This window comes from Snuella sedimenti, from assembly GCF_016428595.1.
GTDB classification, from domain to species: domain Bacteria; phylum Bacteroidota; class Bacteroidia; order Flavobacteriales; family Flavobacteriaceae; genus Snuella; species Snuella sedimenti.
Genome location: NZ_JAELVQ010000003.1, coordinates 84646 through 105842, shown reverse-complemented (window position 1 = coordinate 105842; position 21197 = coordinate 84646). Strand labels below are relative to the sequence as shown.

Annotated in this window: 12 protein-coding genes; 1 reads left to right on the top strand and 11 read right to left on the bottom strand. The window is 36.7% G+C overall.

Going from position 1 to position 21197, the window contains the following annotated elements; genetic code table 11:
* Nucleotides 1-57 precede the first annotated feature (57 nt).
* The 3 genes from JF259_RS03995 to JF259_RS03985 all read right to left on the bottom strand — a co-directional run bounded on the left by JF259_RS03995 (nucleotide 58) and on the right by JF259_RS03985 (nucleotide 6546).
* On the bottom strand, nucleotides 58-1737 hold the full coding sequence (locus JF259_RS03995; RefSeq protein WP_199113615.1) for a RagB/SusD family nutrient uptake outer membrane protein: 1680 nt from the start codon (nucleotides 1735-1737) through the stop codon (nucleotides 58-60).
* Between the two features lie 18 nt (nucleotides 1738-1755).
* Nucleotides 1756-5043 carry a TonB-dependent receptor gene (locus JF259_RS03990; RefSeq protein WP_199113613.1) on the bottom strand — a complete coding sequence of 1096 codons (3288 nt, stop codon included), beginning with the start codon at nucleotides 5041-5043 and terminating at the stop codon, nucleotides 1756-1758.
* A 354-nt stretch (nucleotides 5044-5397) separates the two neighbouring features.
* Nucleotides 5398-6546: a FecR family protein gene (locus JF259_RS03985; protein ID WP_199113611.1), complete on the bottom strand. Its 1149-nt coding sequence runs from the start codon at nucleotides 6544-6546 to the stop codon at nucleotides 5398-5400.
* A gap of 120 nt (nucleotides 6547-6666) precedes the next feature.
* On the opposite strand from JF259_RS03985, the gene JF259_RS03980 reads away from it, so the two are divergent.
* Nucleotides 6667-7269, top strand: coding sequence for an RNA polymerase sigma factor (locus JF259_RS03980; RefSeq protein WP_233164093.1), 603 nt, complete (start codon nucleotides 6667-6669; stop codon nucleotides 7267-7269).
* A 29-nt stretch (nucleotides 7270-7298) separates the two neighbouring features.
* On the opposite strand, the gene JF259_RS03975 is transcribed toward JF259_RS03980, so the two are convergent.
* The 8 genes from JF259_RS03975 to nirB form a co-directional block, all read right to left on the bottom strand.
* Nucleotides 7299-8732 carry a rubredoxin domain-containing protein gene (locus JF259_RS03975; RefSeq protein ID WP_199113609.1) on the bottom strand — a complete coding sequence of 478 codons (1434 nt, stop codon included), beginning with the start codon at nucleotides 8730-8732 and terminating at the stop codon, nucleotides 7299-7301.
* A gap of 65 nt (nucleotides 8733-8797) precedes the next feature.
* A complete protein-coding gene (locus tag JF259_RS03970) occupies nucleotides 8798-12319 on the bottom strand; it encodes a nitrate reductase (RefSeq protein WP_199113606.1) in 3522 nt (1173 codons plus the stop codon).
* 127 nt (nucleotides 12320-12446) lie between these two features.
* Nucleotides 12447-13868 carry an MFS transporter gene (locus JF259_RS03965; protein ID WP_199113604.1) on the bottom strand — a complete coding sequence of 474 codons (1422 nt, stop codon included), beginning with the start codon at nucleotides 13866-13868 and terminating at the stop codon, nucleotides 12447-12449.
* Nucleotides 13869-14162: 294 nt separating this feature from the next.
* Nucleotides 14163-14828, bottom strand: coding sequence for a response regulator transcription factor (locus JF259_RS03960; protein WP_199113602.1), 666 nt, complete (start codon nucleotides 14826-14828; stop codon nucleotides 14163-14165).
* A gap of 172 nt (nucleotides 14829-15000) precedes the next feature.
* Nucleotides 15001-16812 (bottom strand): sensor histidine kinase, encoded by a 1812-nt coding sequence (locus tag JF259_RS03955; RefSeq protein ID WP_199113600.1) that lies wholly within the window; start codon nucleotides 16810-16812, stop codon nucleotides 15001-15003.
* A 14-nt stretch (nucleotides 16813-16826) separates the two neighbouring features.
* Nucleotides 16827-17411, bottom strand: a complete 585-nt coding sequence (locus JF259_RS03950; protein WP_199113599.1) for a DUF4202 domain-containing protein — start codon at nucleotides 17409-17411, stop codon at nucleotides 16827-16829.
* A 14-nt stretch (nucleotides 17412-17425) separates the two neighbouring features.
* Entirely contained in the window at nucleotides 17426-17803 is a 378-nt protein-coding gene (gene nirD / locus JF259_RS03945; RefSeq protein WP_199113598.1) for a nitrite reductase small subunit NirD, read from the bottom strand.
* Nucleotides 17804-18540: 737 nt separating this feature from the next.
* Entirely contained in the window at nucleotides 18541-21060 is a 2520-nt protein-coding gene (gene nirB / locus JF259_RS03940) for a nitrite reductase large subunit NirB (RefSeq protein ID WP_199113596.1), read from the bottom strand.
* Nucleotides 21061-21197: the final 137 nt, after the last annotated feature.

Below are 21197 nucleotides of genomic sequence, written 5' to 3'. Positions count from 1 at the left end.
GTATTTAATGTTCCATAAGGTTTATTAAGAAAAATAAACCTTATGGAAGCTTATAAGTTAATCATTTTGTATCAACGAAGGTTGTAATAATATCTGCTGTTCTGGAATAAACTCTATAATAGCATTATTAGAATCTGGATCTATCTCAGGGAACGGGTTTGAGTTATCAAGATGTGTACCTGGATATCTTCTAACCATAGTTCTTCCATTTCTAAAAACATCAAACTTTCTATGGCCCTCAAAAGCTAACTCTAATTGACGTTCTTCCAAAACAGTGTCTAGCACATCATACCCATCAGGTAATGTTGATAAAGTATATTCAGGAACCTGAGCTCTGACTCTTAATATATTAATATTATCTATTGCCGCTTGATCGGCTCCTTGCTTCGCTAAAGCCTCGGCTTTATTCAAATACATTTCTGCCAAACGCGATACCGTTGGAGACCATAGATGCAAATCCTGTTCTTGGTATGAGGCTTTAAGAATATAGAAAAATGGGAAACCATTTCGTTTATTCATGTCAAAATCGAACGTAACATCTTGGCGTCCATTAGGGCCATTAAAATAATAAACTGTTCGTCCATTAACATCTTCGGATTGAAGTGTATAATTGCTTCCATCATAATCAAAAGTAATCGTTCCTCCACTATCTGTTGTTCTTGCAAACTCATAATCATAACCCGCAGCATCACTACCAACTACCCAATTAACAGCTGGTATTCTTTGCCCATTATCATCCTCTAAATATTGTGGTTCTATAAAACTACCTCTCAAGTCGCCTTCATTTTTAGATAACAAGTCAAGGTATGTTTTAGAGGCAGACATTTCACCCCAACCTACACCATCAATTTTAGCATAAAACGACCCTATGGTAAACCAATCGTCCGGGAAGCTTCCACCGCCAGCAATATCAATATCTTTTGTCAAAGTGATAGAGAATATAGCTTCATCATTTTCAGAAGGTGGCAACTCATTCATTCTTGCATAAACACTGCTTTCTAGTAATGAATACTGACCAGAGTTAATTACTTTATCGGCATACTCAATGGCTTTTGCATGGTCTTCCATATAGAGGTAAACCCTAGATAATAAAGCTTGAGCCGCCTCTTTAGAGGCAAAAGAAGGGCCTTTGTTTTCATTCATTAATGCTTCAGCCTTAAGTAAATCAGCAATTACTTGGTCATATACCTCCCCAACTGTATTTCTGTCTGGAATATCATCCAATTCTGATGTTAATTTTAAAGGTACCGATAAATTTCCTCTTCCTTGATAGTAAGGTTTTCCAAAAATATTACCCATTTGGAAATACACCAAAGCTCTTATATAGTAGTTCTCACCAAGTACTTGGTTAGCTTCTGGCGAACCTTCTTCCAGTAAGTCTATAACTGTATTAGCACCAACTATGGCTCTGTAAGAGTTTCTCCAAAATCTATCAACCCTACTGTTATTAGGAACCCTTTGATAATTATAGAAAAAGAATAGGGGATCTGATGTTCCTCCTGTAATCATAACATTATCACCAGAATACTCAGACATTCTGTGTAGGTCATCGGCCCACCCATCATAACCTTCATCTCCTTTTAAGAAAAGGTAATTACCTAATGTTGCAGATTGTGCAGCACCTGGGTCTGAAAACAAATCATCTGCAGCTATTTCTGTAAAAGGGCTTCTATCCAAATCACATGAGGCTACAGCTACAGTGATTAGTAATAGTAGTAAATAATTTAATTTTTTCATTATCATATTTTATATTAATTAAAACGAAAGATTAAGTCCTAAAGCAAAACGCCTTGGTACAGGATATGTTAAACCAGTGGTTCCCAAAACAGTTATACCACTACCATTAACATCATTAACTGTAGGATCAACACCTGTAAACTTAGTAAAGGTGGCTAAATTATCTCCAGAAATATAAATGTTAGCACCAGTAATTCCTACCTTTTCTAATATAGATTCAGGTAAATCATAAGATAGTCTTACATTATTTAATCTTAACCAGCTCCCATCTTCTAGGTAGCGTGTTGACACTTGGTTACTTCCTAGGTATCCTCCTTCTTTTGGTTTAGGGTGCGTAGCAATATCTCCCGGTTGTTCCCATCTGCTCCAACCATCAGGCAAAACTTGCTGATTAAATGCTAAATAGAACCCATCAGAATCAAATAAATTTCTCGAAGAGTTATAGAGTTCTGCTCCATATGCAAAACTCCAATTAGAACTTAACGTAAAGTTCTTATATCTAACACTGGTATTAAAACCTCCCGTAAAATCATGATTTGCAGAACCTGCTTTTTGCAGTGTTGCCGCGTTGTAATCAAAAGTAGTCGATCTCGTTCCATCTTCGGCAACTACTTCATAAACCGGCGCTCCATTTACTGGATGAACACCAAGCCATTTTCTCATATAAAATGTTCCGAATTCATCACCTTCACTTATGATAGTATTACCTTCCCCGATAATATCTGCACCATCAGGAAGCTTAGTTACTTCATTATCGTTGAAACTAATATTAGCAGCTATATTTACAGAAAAATCGTCCTTATTTACAATATTGGCCGATATTCCGATCTCCACTCCCTTATTAACAACCGATCCAATATTTTTGAACCTTCCTGTATAACCTGATAAATCTGGTAATCTTTCAAAGAATAACAAATCTGAACTTTCTTTGTTATAATAGTCAACCGTTAGGTCTAATGCATTAAACATAGTAACATCCAAACCAACATTACCCTCTGTAATCTTTTCCCAAGATACATCTGGAGTTCCTAATCTAAAGGGCTTAGCCGCTAATATACCAGCATATTGAAACCTTACATCATAAGTTGTTAAAAATGCAAAACCACCTATTAGGTTACCTACAGAACCATAACTTCCTCTCAATTTTAACACATTTATTTCATCTATGTTAAAGAAATCTTCCTTATGAATATTCCAACCAGCAGCAGCTGAATAAAACGTTCCATAACGATAATCTGACGCGAAGGCAGAAGACCCATCAACTCGTAAAGATCCCTTTACAAAATATTTGCCCTTATAATCATAGTCTGCCGATAATAAAAAGGATTGTTGTGCCCTCTCTGAAGCTGTTCCATCTGCAGCTACAGCCTCTAATCCTATATCTTGAACTTCTCCGTTAGCTAATACATTCTGAGACTCTGCTTCTGCTCGTCTATAAGTACTGTCATTGTACTCATAAGCAGTCAAAATATTTACTGAATGATCTTCGTTAAATGTATTAGAATATTTAAGCATTTGGTTAGTAAACCTACTTAAAGTTCTATCGTTTCGATCTATAACGGAGCCATTAAATGCACGACCTCCGTTAGATCTTGGATCTGTATAAGTAAATCTTTCAAAAGTATTCCATCTAAAGTTATTAGTAGATATAAAGCTTAAGTTAGGTAATAACTTATATTCAAAATCAAAACTTGCAAACAAATCAAAACTTCTTGAATCGTTATAATTCCATTGGCGATCGTGAAAAAAGTTTCGTTTATCTCTACCAATCCATTCATCACCAGGAGCATCTAGTGCGTTAACCACAGATCCATCTGCTGCAACAGGTAAATCCCAGGGCATATTCAAATAAGCTTCATACAAAGAAGCCTCATTTACGTTTTCTCTTCTATCAAAAACAAAATAGAGCTTAGGCTTAATAGTCAATTTATCTGTAATGTTGTAATCTAGATTTATTCGAAAGTTATATCTATCTAAATCATTTCCAATAACAGTACTTTCTTCACCGTAATACCCCCCAGATATTAATAAATTGTGCGTGTCTGTAGCAGACGTAAATCTTACAGAAGCATCTTTTACAAAGGCATCTTGTGTAGCGCCGTTTATCCAGTCGTAATCCCTATCTAATAAGTCTTCGGTAAACCAAGGCTCAGAATTACCAAATGCTTGATGAAAATCATATAACTGCTGAGAGTTCATTACTTCGAAATTCCCAGCGTTAAACTGATTAACAGCGCTTTTAAGAAAAACTTCCATTTTAGGTTTTACTCCTACAGTTCCTCTTTTTGTAGTTACTATTATAACTCCATTTGCTCCTCTATTACCATATAAAGATGTAGCTGAAGCATCTTTTAAAACAGACAAACTAGCGATATCATTAGGATTTAATTTAGGGTCATTGTTTCCAAAAATAATACCATCTACAACCCACAAAGGCTCGTTATTACCATTACTGATAGAAGAACGCCCTCTAATAAAAACGTTTGGAGATGATCCTGGTCTACCACTACTAGGCAAAACTTGAACTCCTGCTACCTTTCCTTGTAGCATCGATGCAACCTCTGGCACAGTCACATCTGTCAATTTTTCTGACTTCACTTCCACCACGGAAGACGTTAAGGTTTCTTTTTTCTGGGTTCCGTAAGCGACCACTACAACTTCCTGTAGTAGGTCTACATCCTCCTGCAGTGTTACATCAATAGTGGTTTGACCATTTACCGGAACCTCCTGGGTTGTATACCCTACATAAGAAAACACCAAAGTCTCATTTTCGTTCGCTCTAATCTTATAATTGCCATCAAAATCGGATGTTACCCCTCTAGAGGTTCCTTTTACAATAACGGTAGCTCCAGCCAATGGCATGCCGGTATTATCTATTACTTGCCCAGTAACCTCTAGTTCCTGTATTTCTGCTCCCTGTAATGTGCTGTTTAATACGACATCGGCTTTTTTCTTTTTCTTTAAAACAATTTGGGTGCCCCTTACTTTAAATGAGGTTTCGGTATTCCCAAAAAGGTTTTCAAGAAAACTAGCAATGGCAGTTTCTTTCGCTTTTACGCTTACTTTACGGTTTAAATTAACAAACTTGGTATTGTAAACAAATCTATATTCGGTGGTTGATTCTATTTTATTAATAACGCTTGCTACGGTCATATCCTCTACGTCCAATGTAATTGTCTGAGAATAAGTATCAATAGCAGACATGCTGAAAAATGAAGCAAAGACCAATAATAAAGTTAATTTCATTTTTAAATCGAGTTTAAGAAAAGGAAGATGCCTCCCTTTTTTCTCATGAAGTTTTTTCATACTTTTAAGGTGTTTAAATAGTGATTACTAATTTCATTGGTACTTCACTCAAACTATCGGGAAATGCGGCATCATTTCCCGTTTTTTTTTGAAGTGGTTTAAACTTTTCGGATGGAAGCGAAAATTGATGGATTTGTGACCTGATGAAGGCTTTTTTGAGTCGCGTAGCAGGGCTACGTGACGATAAAAAGACAATATATGGGTGCAAAACGGCAATTTTTTAGCCAATTTGTTAAAGTTTAAATCACTTCTTTATTAAAAACGCGTTTGAAAGTGAATTTTGTTGATTAAATTTCGAGTGGGTTTTTATGTCATAAATTTTGGTTTTAATAGGGTTAGTTTATATTGATATTGTTAGTTTATAAATATGGTATTGCCTTTAATAGTATACTCAAGCTCGTAACTGTCCCTAAAATAACTTAATACATTCTCCAAGGGCTCCTCTTTAAAATTAGCATAAAAGACCTCTTCATTTAATTGGCTATCGGTTATTATTATATGGACATTATAATAGCGTTCTAGCTTTTTAGCAATGTTTTTGAACGGCATATTCCTAAACATCAAGCCCCCTTCCATCCAAGCTGTATAAAGTGACGTATCAACTGTTTCGGTTGTTATTTTTTGAAGTTCCTTATTAAGAGTTCCTTTGGTACTAGGTGTTATCGTTGTACTCTCCTTTAGCGACCCAGCGTCTGTATATAAGCCCACCGAACCTTCAACAAGAACAACATCGGTTGTTGTATCCTCTGGATAGGCAGAAACATTGAACTCCGTACCTAAAACCTGAACGTTCAGATTTTCGGCGTTAACTACAAATGGATGCGCTGTATCTTCTGTTACGTCAAAATAAGCTTCACCGTTAAGAAATACTTGCCTCGTTTTCTCTCCTTTCAAAAATTTAACAGGGTATTTTAACGACGTTCCAGCATTTAAATGAACATTCGTTCCGTCAGACAGTTGTACTTCAAAACGTTTTCCATAAGGAACCGTTAAAGTATTGTAAACTAGTTTATCTTTAGCGACACTGTTGCTGTAAGTTAACTGAGCACCATTTTGATTACCAATTACATTACCATCTTCATCGACTACCTGAGTGGTGCCATCTTCTTTAATAACCTTTATATTGCCGTTGTCCAGCTGCAGTGTAATACTTTCTTCTGGTATTACTGGTGCTGATTCATTGTTAAAATATCCTTTTTGGTATATAAATCCTGTTCCCAAAAGCACAACAACTATTGCGGCATACTTTATTACATTCTTTATTTTTCGTAATCGATATACTTTCTTTTCCTTATTTATGTATTCAAGCAATCGCTTATTGGAAAGTTCTTCATTAAAGGTCTTAAGGTTAAAGTCTATAGCATAATTAACTTCAACATAAGCCATAAATTCTTTTACATGTTCTGGTTCTTCAAGCCATGTTTTCAACGCTTCAAGTTCTAACAACGAAGCCTGTTTTGTGAAGTATTTTGCTATAAGCGTTTGGGTCTTTTGAGATATCATTTTTTCTTAATCTATAGCACTATAACGTTATAATTTTACATTACCCTAACTTTTATCTCAACTTTTTTTATATTTTCGCTTCATACCCTATTAAATTGTTATCATGTTATCATTTTATTAATGCATATGGAAGTTTCTTTTACAAATGATACTACACTTATAAAATCATTAAAAAAAGGAGATCCTAAGGCCTATACCTTTTTGGTTAGAACTTACCATCATAAACTTTGTGTTTATACCTATAGCCTAACTAATGATAGTGATCAATCTGAAGATATCGTTCAAAACGTATTTGTTAAAATCTGGAATAAACGCCACAAGCTCAAAGATGATTTTTCGGTTAAAAACTATCTATATAAAATGGTATATAACGAATTTATCGATCAATACCGAAAACAAAAAATAACCTTATCCCTTGAAAAGAAACATATAGAAGCATTAAGCACGATTATAGAAGAAAAAGACGAAAAATCACTTGAACGGCTTATTGCTATTGTTAAACAAGAAATAGACAAACTGCCCCCGAAATGTAAAAAAACATTTTTATTGAGCAAGGAAGAAGGACTAACAAACATAGAAATTGCTGAATATTTAAATGTTTCCATCAAAACTGTAGAAGCACATATAAGCAAAGCTTTTGTATTGCTGCGCAAAGCTGTTGGTCATAAAGTAAACGGTATTTTATTTTTATTATTTGGAAACAGTAAGAAAGTAAGAAGCTAAACAAATTTGTTGCCCCTACAAATCACCAATCACTTCACCAGAACTTTCTTTTTAAAACTACTTTTTGGTGCTTCACAAAGTGAACATACATAGCTTTCTGGCAAACTTTCAAAAGATGTTCCAGGTGCAATATTTTGGGTAACATCTCCATAAGCTTCATTGTACACTGTTAAACAATCACTACATTGGTATACAACTTCCTGTTTTTTCTCCTTGATGTCTATCTCTTCAGGTTTTTCTATTTCCTTCTCGGTGCCCAATTGTTCAAAATACAACTGACTTAACTCCATAAGCAAGCCTGGCAATTCTACTTTATCAACATCCTGAACATGCATAATGTATTCTCTTGTATTTGGATCGAAATTCTTTGCATACAATAAATTATAGGTGTCCCTAACAACAAAATCACCCTGTAGTTCCGGTTGTTTGTTCTTTTCTACGACAATAGAAGTAAAATAATAGGCATTACTCTCGTAATTGGTAATTCCAAACGTTAGTCCATAGGTACTTATATCGTTCTGGTCAAAATTGGTAACCAGATATTTCTTTAGGCTCAAAGCATCGTTATCATCCACCGGCAAATGCCAATTCAATTCTAACATAGAATGGCGCACATTAATCCCGTACTTCCCTAAAAACTTTTCCCATTGTAATTTTGTTTGTATTGGAATTCCTTTAACAATAAAAGATTTCCATGGGGTTATTGAAATTTTACCAATCTTGCTTTCTGCACACAAGTCGCACATGGCCTTAAGAAAATCCAAATCATATCTATTATTCCTCCAATAGAGACCCAACCAATATTTATCCATTCCAATGCGGTTCATGCCTTCGTAGTAAGGAAAGGGATAAAAAGGCACTTCTAAAGGCGTATCCACTGTCCTGTTATTGGTATCGACAGCATCGCTCACAAGCTCAAAAACAGTTTCAATTGTTTCTGGTTCTTCTTGTAAAATAGTTTCAATAGCCAACTCTATCTTGTCAAGGTCCCAACTGTAAATAAGTGCTGGATACATTTGCGTTTTTTTCCATTCCGGAAGTCTAATATACAAATACCAATAATCTTCATGCTCTGAAGCTATAAAATTAATATGCCCTGTAAACAAAGGGACCAAACGCTGTTTGGGATCCGTTATATTCACGCGTAGTTTAAGATTGTGCTTAAACTGCTCCAATATATATAAATACCTGTCGCCCGTAAGCCATGACGTACTTGGAAATATATCGGCCGACACATAAGACGACACTATATTTTCTGTACTGGTTTTATTAGGTTCGACTATCTGAATCTTATCAAATGCAACCAATCGCTCCTGATCTATTTTATCTGGAAATATTACGTCCTGTCTTGAACCAAAGGAAATCGCATCTAAACCCAAATTTTCGGCAGTCTCACAAATGTATTTTAACTCCGCAGGAGATAACACACCGCCGTTAATTATTAACCTATTTAATTCCTTCATTTGGTTTCTATCGTTTTTAAATTAACCCAAGTTCTCCAATACAAACACCAGATTATATCTATCTTTTAAGCCAATACCTTAGCATTATTAAGTAATTCCCTTACTTCTGTTTTGCAACTTCCACACCCCAAACCAGCACCTGTTGTATTACATAACTCCGTAAAATTTGTACAACCGCCATCGATAGCTTCCTGAATATTTCCAGCACCAACCTGACTGCACGAACACACTAATTTACCTAGCACTGGTTTGCTATTTGAAGCACCACGCAACAAAGTATTCCGCTTATCAGACATCTCTATTTTACTTTCGATCATGGTCTTAAATTCTGCAAATTCATTTTTGTCTCCCATTAATACCGCTCCAATCAATAAATCGTCCTTAACAATACATTTTTTATAGTAACGCTTGGAAATATCGGTAAAAACTACTTCTTCATAACTTGCATCGTTTTCGGGTACATTAATATCACCTATACTGCATAAATTAAGATCGTTGAATTTTAAAATATTCATCAATACCGAACCGTGATACGAACAACTAATGTCTCCTGCAATAAAATTGGCCAAAATAGCTGCCTGCTCTTCTGCTGCCGAAGTAATACCAAACAATTGATTGTTATATTCGGCTATTTCGCCTATTGCAAAAATATCGGGATTCGAGGATTGTAAATGCTGATTTACTTTCACACCTCGACCACAAAGAATGCCATTATCCCGCGCAATTTCTACATTCGGTATGGTTCCTATTGCATAAACAATGGCATTGGCCGTTATAAACTTGCCACTCTTTAAAGTAATATTAAGTGCTCCCGTATCGTCATCATCAAACACGGTACTCACCTCATTATCAAAATAAATTTGAATGCCACGTTCCTGAACATCTAATGCAAGTAACTTGCTGGAGACTTTGTCCAACTGACGCTCCATAAGTCGCGATGCCCGTTGAATAATGGTTATCTTAACCTGTCTATGCTTAAGGGCTGCCGCCAACTCCAAACCTAACAAACCACCTCCAACGATTACCACATGTTGCTGATCGGTTGGTAAGTTGGTTGCCTCTAAATAAGCCTTAAAACGATCGGCATCCTCTTTATTACGCATGGTAAAGCGACCTGGCAAATCTATTTGAACATCTTTAGGTATGAATGCGCGACTTCCCGTAGCCAAAATCAATTTATCGAAGCTATGTATTTCACCATGACTATCGGTAACTTCCTTTAATTGGGAATCGATCTTGGTAATATATGTTTTAGAATGTGTATAAACATCCAATTTATTTAATTCGCCCTGTTTTATTTTTAATAACTGCTCCCAACTTAATTCTTCAGTAACATATTCCGGCAACAATACCCTATTATAAAATAGATTGGATTCTTTCGAGAACACGTGAATCTCATCCTCCTCATTCTGTTCCCTATAATTCTGAATAAAGCGGAACGAAGCTGCTCCAGCACCAACAATAAGTATCTTTTCAACAGGCTTTTTATACTTTGACACCGAAACTGTTGTGAACTTAAAATCGGGCTCTTTCGATTGCGGATCAACGTGCGTATTGGTTAAATTATTGGCACGGTTTAAATCGCTCTGAAGTTGTTTCCCCCAATGCATGGGCAAGAATACCACGCCTTTTTTTATAGCATCGGTAACTTTTGCTCGTACCCGTACCACACCATTTGTACTTTTTATTTCTGTTATATCCCCATCCTTTATTTTACATAGATAGGCATCAACCGGGTTAATCTCCAATACCGGTGTAGGGTAGTGTGTTTTTAATCTTGACACCTTACCCGTACGCGTCATAGTATGCCACTGGTCGCGGACACGCCCTGTGGTTAATATAAGCGGATACGCTTCTGTTGGTTTTACAGAAGTATTCATTATCTGGTCTGGTACATTGAATATTGCCTTTTGTGACGGGGTATAAAACTTTTTGTCGGTAAACAACCTTGAAGTTCCTGAATGCCTATACTCTGGAACTGGCCATTGGAACGTCCCTTCATTCTTTAAGCGGTCATAATTCAAATAAGATACATCAATATTAGTGCCTTTGGTCATTTCACAGTACTCATCGTAAATTTCTTCGGCACTAGTGTAGTTAAATCCACGAAAGCCCATACGCTGTGCAAAGTCACAAAATATTTCAACATCGGGGCGTGCTTCGCCGGGAGCATCAACTGCTTTTGGTAAATAGGAGATTCGACGTTCAGAATTCGTCATGGTTCCTTCCTTTTCTAACCATCCGGCTGCTGGTAATACCAAATCGGCATAAGCCACAGTATCCGATCGGTGCGAAATATCTTGAACCACTACAAATTTAGCTTGCTTTAAAGCGTTTTCTATACGATGGGTATTGGGTAAACTCACCAAAGGGTTCGTACAAGCAATCCAAACGGCCTTTAATTTTCCACTCTCAAGAGCATCAAACATTTCGGTTGCCGTATATCCCGGTTTGTCAGAAATACGATCCACGCCCCAAAACTGAGCCACCTCACGACGGTGTTCTTCATTTTGCAAATCTTTATGAACAGCCAATAAATTAGCCATCCCTCCTACCTCTCGGCCTCCCATAGCATTGGGCTGTCCGGTCAAAGAAAAGGGACCCGAACCCGGTTTCCCTACTTGACCGGTAATTAGCGATAAATTCAACAACGCCAAGTTTTTATTAACACCAACCACGCTTTGGTTAAGCCCCATGGCCCACATGCTTATAAAACCTTTTGATAGCCCAATGATATCGGCAGCTTTTCTAATATCTTTTTCGGGGACGCCACATAACTTGGAAGCCTTCTTTACCGAAATTGAAAAAATTTGTTCTTTGTATTCCTTAAAACCTTCTGTATGGTTCTTTATAAAATCATCATAAATCAAGCCCCGCTCAAATAAACGCCTACCAATCGCATTATAAAGTATAACATCGGTACCGGGAAGCAATTGCAAATGCAAATCGGCAAAATTCGCAGAATCCGTTTTTCGGGGATCGACCACTATAATTTGAACGTCTGGATTTTGCTCTTTATGTTTTTCTATACGCCTAAAAAGAATTGGGTGACACCAAGCTGGGTTAGCACCAGCAATAAGAAAACAATCTGCCAATTCAATGTCTTCATACGAAACTGGCACACTATCTTCTCCAAATGTTTTTTTGTAACCAACAACAGCCGAACTCATACACAACCTTGAATTGGTATCGATGTTATTAGTTCCCAAAAACCCTTTTGTAAGCTTATTGGCTATATAATATTCCTCGGTCAAACTTTGCCCTGACACATAAAAACCAACACTGTCGGGACCATATTTTTTAATAATTGACTTAAAAACACTACTAGCCCTATCTAACGCATCGTCCCAACTTACTCGTTCTCGTGGATGCGATCGGCTCCAACGCATTTCTGGATACAAAATTCTATCGGAAGTATCATTTACCACATAGTGCAGGTTCATACCTTTGGAGCAAAGCATCCCTTTGTTTACCGGGTGGTCCTTATCACCTTCTACATAGATCTTATTATTGATATCTTTTTTGACAACAATACCACAACCTACTCCACAGTACGAACACGTCGTTTTCACCTCATTATTAAACATTTACACTTGTGTTTTAATACTAATTAAAAAAAATAAACAACACTAAACAAGACATCACATTTATTATTCCCAATACCTTAAAAAAGCGCCATTAAATCTCTAAATTGACAAAAATCTGTACTTATAATTAGCTTTTTACAGGAACCAATGCTCCAACAGATTGCTTTAATTCCATCTCGGCTACTTTTTCATCTTGGGTAGAGAATCGAATAGCCAATGCCACCATACCGGTTATTACAACTATAATTCCAATTATAAAATACCCCTGCGAAACAGCATTTGAAGCTGCTTCTGCTTGTGCCAAACTTATAGCATCCTCCCCTAAACCTTGATTAGCAGCTATTGCTGCTTTCTCTGCCATTGCCGATTTGGATTTAAGCAATAAGGCTGCCAAAAAAGCCCCTACGTTGCCCCCTGCTCCAACAATACCGGAAACAGCACCTATAGCTTTCTTATTTATAAATGGTACTACTGAAAACGTAGCACCTTCGGCCATTTGCACCGACAAACTAAATAAAATCAAAAACACGATTCCCAGCATGATACTGCTTGTAGTAGAAAAAGTAACCAATATAATACCTTGCAATGTTAACATAAAAGATAAAAACAACACACGCCCTCGTAAACCTTTTAGCTTTCCAAATTTATCTCCAAAATAGCCTCCTAGTGTTCTCGCAAAAATATTCATTAGGGCAAAAGACAATACAATGTTACCTGCTGTAACACGCTCTAGTTGAAACGTATTTTGTAAGTAATCGTCCATCGTGCCGTACACGGTAAGTTCTATTCCAAAGCAAGACGCATAGACCAAAAACAGAATCCATATCCTATAATCAGCAATGACTTCCTTAAACTTTATTTGATTCTTTTTTGGAGTAATCATTTCTCCTGAGGTTCTCAGCTCCTTAAAGTTGCCTTCTGGTGTATCCTGTGTGAAAAAGTAATATACCACCCCCATTAAAAAGCATATTACCCCAGCAATTACCATAGCATAACGCCATGCCTCAGCTTCGGCGACTCCAAAACCTATAACAGCTGCTGCAATTAAAGGCATTCCTAAACGATTGGCTCCTCCTCCTAAATTTCCCCAACCAGCAGAAGTTGCATTGGCTGTTCCTACTATATTGGGAGCAAACATTAATGAAGTATGCACTTGGGTTATAACAAATGATGCTCCTATAAAACCAATAAATAACCTACATACTAAAAACTGAAGGGGTGTTTGTACCAAACCGCATAAAACAACAGGAATGGCTCCTAACATTAAAAGTAGGGTATAACATAATCGAGGCCCGTATTTGTCACATAATTTACCTATTAGCAAACGCGCAAAAACAGTTCCAGAAACAGCCAAAATAATAGAGTTCCACTTTTGATCTGGCGTTAAGCCTAAATCCTTAACCACATCGGGCATAAAAGGAACTATCCCAAACCATGCAAAGAAACACATGAAAAATGAAATAGACGTAATCCAAAATGTACGTATTGGAATCGCTTTAAAATCCAGTAAATTTAGTTTTGTTGCTTTAGTCGTGTTTAGATTTGTCATAACTCATAATTTTATACGTACAAATCTATGTATAATTACGTAATAATACGTGACTAAAATACGTATTTGAGTAATAATTATTAAATGTATAATTATTAAAAGTTCATTTTAAGAATCTAATAAAAAGGGCGTGTATAAAATAAAAAATTTTGTTAATCGATGTGAGTACTAAGAATGATTTGCCTGTTCTATTTCAAGGTAAATACCAAAAAGCAGAAAATCCTGCAAAAAATCACAAGCGCGACAATTTCAATAGATATTATTAATACAGAGCCAAGAAAGGAGCACTTTTGTTTAGATCAACTGGTATTCTTTGGCCTTGTCAGTAAGTTCTTTTAGGTTTTTTACATCCATTTTTTTCATCAAATTAAAACGATGTACTTCTGCCGTTCGCTTACTAATATTAAGCTCTTCAGCAATATCTTTATTGTTCTTTAATTGGAGTACAAGCGTCAGAATTTGTTTTTCACGCTTGGTAAGATGAAATAGTGCTTCAACATGCGGGGTTTCAGATGTGGCCGCCTTACTTACACTTCCATTTACAAAATTGTTCATAATAATGGACGATATATCGCCCGTAAAATACTTACCTCCGGAGGCCACTTTTTTAAGTGCTTTTATAAACTCTTCTTTACTAGCGCCCTTTAACAAATAGCCGTCTGCTCCTGCCTGAATGGCCTGCACTACGTACTCTTCGGAATCGTGCATAGAAAGTACCAATGTACGCACATCATCATAGCTATTATTGACAGCTCTTACCACTTCAACTCCATTCATTTCAGGCATACGAATGTCTACCACCAACACATGGGGCTTATTTTTTTTTATAACTTCCAAAGCTTCTTTTCCATTTGAAGCCTCGTCTATTACTACAATTCCAGATTGATCCTCTAAAAGCGCCTTAATACCATCCCTTACCAATGCGTGGTCATCTGCTAAAACTACATGAATAACATCCATAAACTAATTTTAATAAACTACCTCGGGGCAAGTCCACCAGATAGTTATAAGAAAAAACATTTTGATTTCAATGGAAACCCAGAGGCAACGCCTCGAGGAATTCTTTTCGATTAAAATCTCGATTATCGCGTAAGTACAAAACTACTAAATTTTACGTAATACTACGTATCCTTTACAAAGGAATGTTTAAAGTTACGCGCGTTCCTTTGCCTGGCTGAGAACTAAGGAACAAGCGTCCATTAATATAAGTAATACGTTCCCGCATAAAGGTCATTCCCATACCGCCATCGCCATTCTTGATACGCTTTACTTTATCGGGATCAAACCCCTTACCATTATCATCAATTACAATACTCAACAGGTTTTCACTATGCGAAAGGGACACCAAAATATGTGTAGAATCTGCATATTTTATGGCATTATTAATGGCTTCCTGCGTAATCCTATATATATTAATTTCGATTAAAGAGTCTAAACGCTGATTAAAATTGGTTTTATTATAAAAGACGATTTGTTTTCCCGTGAGCTTAGATAGCTCTTTCGTAAGCTTAGTAATGGCAGGAACGATCCCATGATCGGTTAGTTCTGGTGGTGTTAAATTAAAGGTTGCTGTCCTTACACCTTTAATAATATTGGTTGTTAACTCTTTAAGGTGTTCTACTTTAGAAGCTGTTTTTTCTATATCGGAAATGTCGATACTTTCCAGATTGTATTTTAACCCCGTAAGCATCTGCCCAATACCATCATGAACGTCTTTTGCGATACGGTTTTGCTCCTTTTCCTGATTTTCAATAATCTTACTGGAAATAATTTTTTGCTGACTCATTTTTTCCTCAAAACGCGCTTTGGTCAAGCGTTCAATTTCCAATTGTGCTTCTTTCCGCTCAGTAATCTCAGAAGCTATAATCAGCAATTCTGATTTATCATCGGTAGGATTAAAAGGAATGATAGCCATTTCCAGCCAAATCGCTTCACCTTCTTTTGTGGTTGCCTTTACCTCGCCTTGCCAGCCCGTTTTTTTATATTTTGATACCAAATCATCTATGTTCATCCGTTCGTTATCATGGATGGATAGGATTTCAGAAAAACTGGCACTTGCTTTAAACCTATTAAACTTAAAAAGGCGTGAAAATTTATTTCCCATATGCACTACGCTTCCGTTGGACGAAATACGAGCAAACAAAAGTGTTTCGTCCATAGCATGGCTTAAAGCACGCAACTCTTTTATGGATTTTTCCTTGGATACACTTAACACATCGGCGTCATAAGCCATTTTCTTAGCCTTTTTTTCAGCAACAAGTAACTCGGCCAAAGTTTGTTTTACACTTTTTGCCGTTGGCCAAAAAATAAAAAGAAATTCAAAGAGTAATATTAAAAGGGTGAGCGTTGTTAACAGCATTTCTAAGCGCCGCAACCAACTTACTTTTTCGTCGGCTTCCAAATCGTACTGGTTAACGATTTTATCCATTACCGACAGAAAATCGGCTTCGGTATTCTTTATAATCGTAACATCATTAACAAAAGAATCCACAGGTAATGATGGCTGTCCCTCAATTTTTTCAACAATACGTTTTGATGACTCGTTAATGGTTTTAAAGGATACATTTAGCCTTTTAAACAAATCAGATACAACCACACTGTTATTACCGGGCAATCCCAAGCTATCATTTCCGCTTTGAAGCGACTCATGGGATACTTGCCACAAAGCCTGGGTTGCTTTAATGCTGTCCTTGATACTTAAAGCTTTATCCAAATCATCTTCAGCCACCAAAGAAACAATTTCCTTGGTTAACTTCTGACTTAACATACGCTGCCTTCCCGCTATATTTATAACTGTTGAATCACTTTCCTGATCCTGCAAATGCTTTCTTATTAGCACCTGACTAACCACAACCGAGAGTGCAATGGTGCTTAAGGCAATGATGTATAAACGGCTTAACTTATCGAACGTTCGCTGATCTAAAGAATTTCCATTTTTACGCATTGCCGTATAACTTGTTAAGCGATAGCTTGTTTAATTAAGGATAAATCCTTCTCAGAAAATTTAAGTTTTAAGGCTGCTGTATGACCTTCTTCAGACATTTTACCCCAGGTTTTTTTTAAAATATCAATTACCTTTTCATCATCGTGTTTGGCCGCAAACGCTTCTAAATAATAATCAAGGAACACTAAGCATATCACATCCTCCAAAGTTTGGCTTCCTTCGTCTTTTTTAATCAATTTTTTATTGATTAAAAAAGCGACACGTTCAATAAAGTCATCCTCGTACCCCACTTCTTTTAAAATCTCCGACGTTAAATCGGCATGCATTTTTTTTAATGTTTCCCGCCATTTCAAATAGCCTACACGATCCATCGGATATTCGTCCCTTGGTATTTTCCAACGACAAATATGCTGTGCCCTTGCTGCTATTTGAAGTGCTTCGGATGCATCTGGTTTAAACTGCAACAACTTTTGGGTCATACGCTTCGAATACAACAACTCCTTGGAAAAAGCAATGTTTTTCACTTGATAGGTGTTAATATCTTCTGAATTTTTCTGATCTATTAATATAATAGCGCTTTCAAATCGTGTCGGTTTCATAATTCCATTATTGGTTAATCTATAAAGCCAATATACACATTTCCATCTTTTATTTTAACAGGATAGGTTGCTATTTTTAAATCTTCTCCCCCTAGGTTCGACCCGTCTTCCAAAGAAAAATTCTTTTTGTGCATAGGGCATGCGACCTTAGGTATACCATCTTTATCACCTATCATACCTAAGGACAGTACCATCTCCATTTTATGGGGACATAAATTCTGGCAAGCATACCACTTTTCGGTTCGAGTAAAGTTATAAACTGCTATCTGCTTGGTTTTATACTTTATACAAGCACCACTGTTCTCCGGAAAATCGGATACATCGCCTACTTTAAACCAGGTTTTAACACTATCTGCTGTAACGGTTTTGTATTGTTCAAGAATATTTTCCATAGTTCTAATGTGTTATTTCTAAATCTTTTATTTGTACGCTACCACAAGGGTCGGGCTTTTCGTTATATCTTAAATGTTAATTTGTTTATATGTTGATGCGTTTATTCGTTACGTCAATTTTCGATTAAACAGTTACACAATTACACAGTTACACAATTAAAATGTTTATGTGTTGATGCGTTTATTTGTTAAACCGAAGTTTCCAATTAAACCATTAAACAGCTAAACGGCTACACAACTAAAACGTTTATGCGTTGATGCGTTGATGCGTTTATTTGTTAAACCGAAGTTCACGATTAAACCATTAAACAGTTAAACGATTACACAATTAAAATGTTTATGTGTTGATGCGTTTATTTGTTAAACCGAAGTTCCCAATTAAACCATTAAACAACTAAACAATTACACAATCAAAATGTTTATGTGTTGATGCGTTTATTTGTTAAACCGAAGTTTCCAATTAAACCATTAAACAGTTAAACGACTACACAACTAAAACGTTGATGCGTTGATACGTTTATTTGTTAAACCGAAGTTTCCGATTAAACCATTAAACAGTTAAACAATTACACAATTATAATGTTTATGTGTTGATGCGTTTATTTGTTAAACCGAAGTTTCCAATTAAACAATTACACGATTAAACAGTTAAACGACTACACAACTAAAACGTTTATGCGTTAATGTGTTTATTCGTTGAGCCAATTTTCGATTAAACAGTTACACAACTAAACAATTTAACTCCAAGCCTTTGGCATTTTTTGATCCCGCATAGGCACAAACACCAAGTTATCATCTGTATCATCAGAGTTAACAAAGTGCTTAAAGCGCTTGCGTATATTTGGATCTTCGATAGCTTGTTTCCACTCACATTCGTATTTATTAATTAAACCTTTCATTTCTTCTTCCAGTTCTTCTGCAATACCCAAGGAATCTTCAATAACCACTTGCTTTAAATAATCAATTCCCCCATCCAGCTTATCCAGCCAAGGTGCTGTTCTCACCAAAGGACCTGCTGTTCTAATATAGTACATGAGGAACCTGTCCAAATACTTTATAGCGGTCTCATCATCCAACTGCTCTGCAAAAAGTACGGCATGTTTTGGTGTTGCTCCTCCATTACCACATACATACAAGTTCCACCCACCTTCAACAGCTATTAAACCAAAATCTTTACCTCTTGCCTCCGCACATTCGCGAATACAGCCAGACACACCGCCTTTTAGTTTATGCGGCGAACGCAAACCTCGATACCTATTTTCTATATCTATAGCAAAAGTGACACTTTCGTGCATCCCGTAGCGGCACCAAGTAGATCCTACGCAGCTTTTAACGGTACGCAACGATTTTCCATAAGCATGTCCGCTTTCAAAACCAGCATCGATTAAATCCTTCCAAATTAAGGGTAATTCATGTAATTGTGCACCGAATAAATCAATACGCTGCCCGCCTGTTATTTTGGTATATAGGTCGTACTTTTTAGCAACTTCTCCCAAAACAATCAGTTTATCGGGTGTAATCTCACCACCAGGCACTCTTGGCACCACCGAATAGGTTCCATTACGCTGAATATTAGCCAAAAAGCGATCGTTGGTATCCTGAATAGCAAATTGACGATTGGGAGTTTCCATATGGATGCTTGCAAAAATTGAGGCCACAAGCGGCTTACAAACCTCACAGCCGTGCCCTTCTCCAAATAGGTTAAGTGCCTCGTCGTAATCCTTAACCTTATTAATCTTTATAAGATCGTACAACTCTTGCCTATTAAAACTAAAATGCTCACAAATTGTTTCTTTAACTTCTTTTCCTTGTGATTTTAAGGTCTCATTAACCAAATCAACAACCATAGGTTTACAACCACCACATCCTGTCGTGGCTTTTGTTTTCGCGATCACATCTCCCAGATTATTACAATCTCCTTCTGTAATGGAACAGCAGATGTCACCTTTGGTTACACTTTCACATGAACACACTTGGGCAACATCCGGGATATCCATTACACTGCCAAATGACGATCCGCCATCTCCACGACCGCCAATAATCAATTCTTCGGCTTCTTCAGGAATTGACAAACCATTTAAATAAATTTGATGTAGCATATTATAATCGGAGGCATCACCTATTAAAATTCCTCCTAGGAGCGATTTACCGTCATGGCTTACATTAATACGTTTGTACAGGTTTTTTGTCTTATTTTCATAAACGATTGAGTAGCCCTTTTCTACTGGCATAAATGGCTCGCCGTAACTTGCTACATCGACACCAATTAGTTTTAACTTTGTTGACATGTCTATATCGTCCTGCATTAAAACATCTGCATTACCCAATATTTGATTCACTGCTACTTCAGCCATATCGTAACCCGGAGCTACCAATCCATAAATCATCTGATTGAACAACGCTCCCTCTCCAATGGCATAAATCTCGGGGTCGGAGGTTTGCATTTTATTGTTTACAACAATACCGCCACGAACCCCCATTTCAAGGTTACAGGTTTTTCCTAGCTCGTCACGCGGACGGATACCTGCCGACACAACTAACATGTCTACATCTATCTTATCGTATTCACCAAACTCCATACCTGTAATGACATCGTCTCCCAAAATCTTGTTAGTAGCCTTAGACAAATGTACCTTAATCCCTAAAGACTCAATTTTTTCTTGCAACACTTTACTTCCTCGTGTATCTAATTGTCTTGGCATTAATTTAGGTGCAAATTCAACTACATGAGGCTCAAACCCCATGTCCAAAACCGCTTTGGCTGCTTCTAAGCCTAAAAGACCGCCTCCAAGAACAGCTGCACTCACTGTTTCCTTGGTATCTTTTTTTAAAGTCTCGGCATAGGCTAGCATAGCTTCAAGATCTTCAATCGTTCTATAAACGAAAACACCTTTTTTCTCAATACCGGTTATGTTAGGGACAAAAGGAGCAGACCCCGTAGCTAATACTAAATAGTCGTACTTATAGTGGATATCTTCAGAAGACGTAATCTTCTTTGAGGCTCTGTGGATATCTGTAATACGCTGGTTAGTTATTAATTCTATACCATGCGACTCATACCAAGAACGCGGTGCCATTTCCAAAGCTTCTGCATCTTGATTTTCAAAATATTCACTTAAATGGACACGATCATACGCAGGTCTTGGCTCTTCACCAAAAACAGTAATTTGATAACCTTTAGTGTTCGATTGTGCTACAAACTTCTCACAGAATTTGTAACCTACCATACCATTCCCTACAACGATTATTTTTTTCATAACTACGTATTTAAAAGTCAAAAATAAGTATTTTTACGTATTTTAAAATACGTAGTTATACTAATTTTGTTTTGAAACGCAATTATTACCGATTTCTTAAATCCAGTTCGATTTAATTACTTATAAAATAATAAACG

Bases quoted from the DNA above. Each gene is read 5' to 3' on its own strand.
- JF259_RS03970 (WP_199113606.1), bottom strand. From the start codon at position 12,319: ATGTTTAATAATGAGGTGAAAACGACGTGTTCGTACTGTGGAGTAGGT.
- JF259_RS03960 (WP_199113602.1), bottom strand. From the start codon at position 14,828: ATGGATGTTATTCATGTAGTTTTAGCAGATGACCACGCATTGGTAAGG.
- JF259_RS03980 (WP_233164093.1), top strand. From the start codon at position 6,667: ATGCATATGGAAGTTTCTTTTACAAATGATACTACACTTATAAAATCA.
- JF259_RS03985 (WP_199113611.1), bottom strand. From the start codon at position 6,546: ATGATATCTCAAAAGACCCAAACGCTTATAGCAAAATACTTCACAAAA.
- JF259_RS03990 (WP_199113613.1), bottom strand. From the start codon at position 5,043: ATGAAAAAACTTCATGAGAAAAAAGGGAGGCATCTTCCTTTTCTTAAA.
- JF259_RS03950 (WP_199113599.1), bottom strand. From the start codon at position 17,411: ATGAAACCGACACGATTTGAAAGCGCTATTATATTAATAGATCAGAAA.
- JF259_RS03955 (WP_199113600.1), bottom strand. From the start codon at position 16,812: ATGCGTAAAAATGGAAATTCTTTAGATCAGCGAACGTTCGATAAGTTA.
- JF259_RS03965 (WP_199113604.1), bottom strand. From the start codon at position 13,868: ATGACAAATCTAAACACGACTAAAGCAACAAAACTAAATTTACTGGAT.
- JF259_RS03975 (WP_199113609.1), bottom strand. From the start codon at position 8,732: ATGAAGGAATTAAATAGGTTAATAATTAACGGCGGTGTGTTATCTCCT.
- JF259_RS03995 (WP_199113615.1), bottom strand. From the start codon at position 1,737: ATGAAAAAATTAAATTATTTACTACTATTACTAATCACTGTAGCTGTA.
- nirB (WP_199113596.1), bottom strand. From the start codon at position 21,060: ATGAAAAAAATAATCGTTGTAGGGAATGGTATGGTAGGTTACAAATTC.
- nirD (WP_199113598.1), bottom strand. From the start codon at position 17,803: ATGGAAAATATTCTTGAACAATACAAAACCGTTACAGCAGATAGTGTT.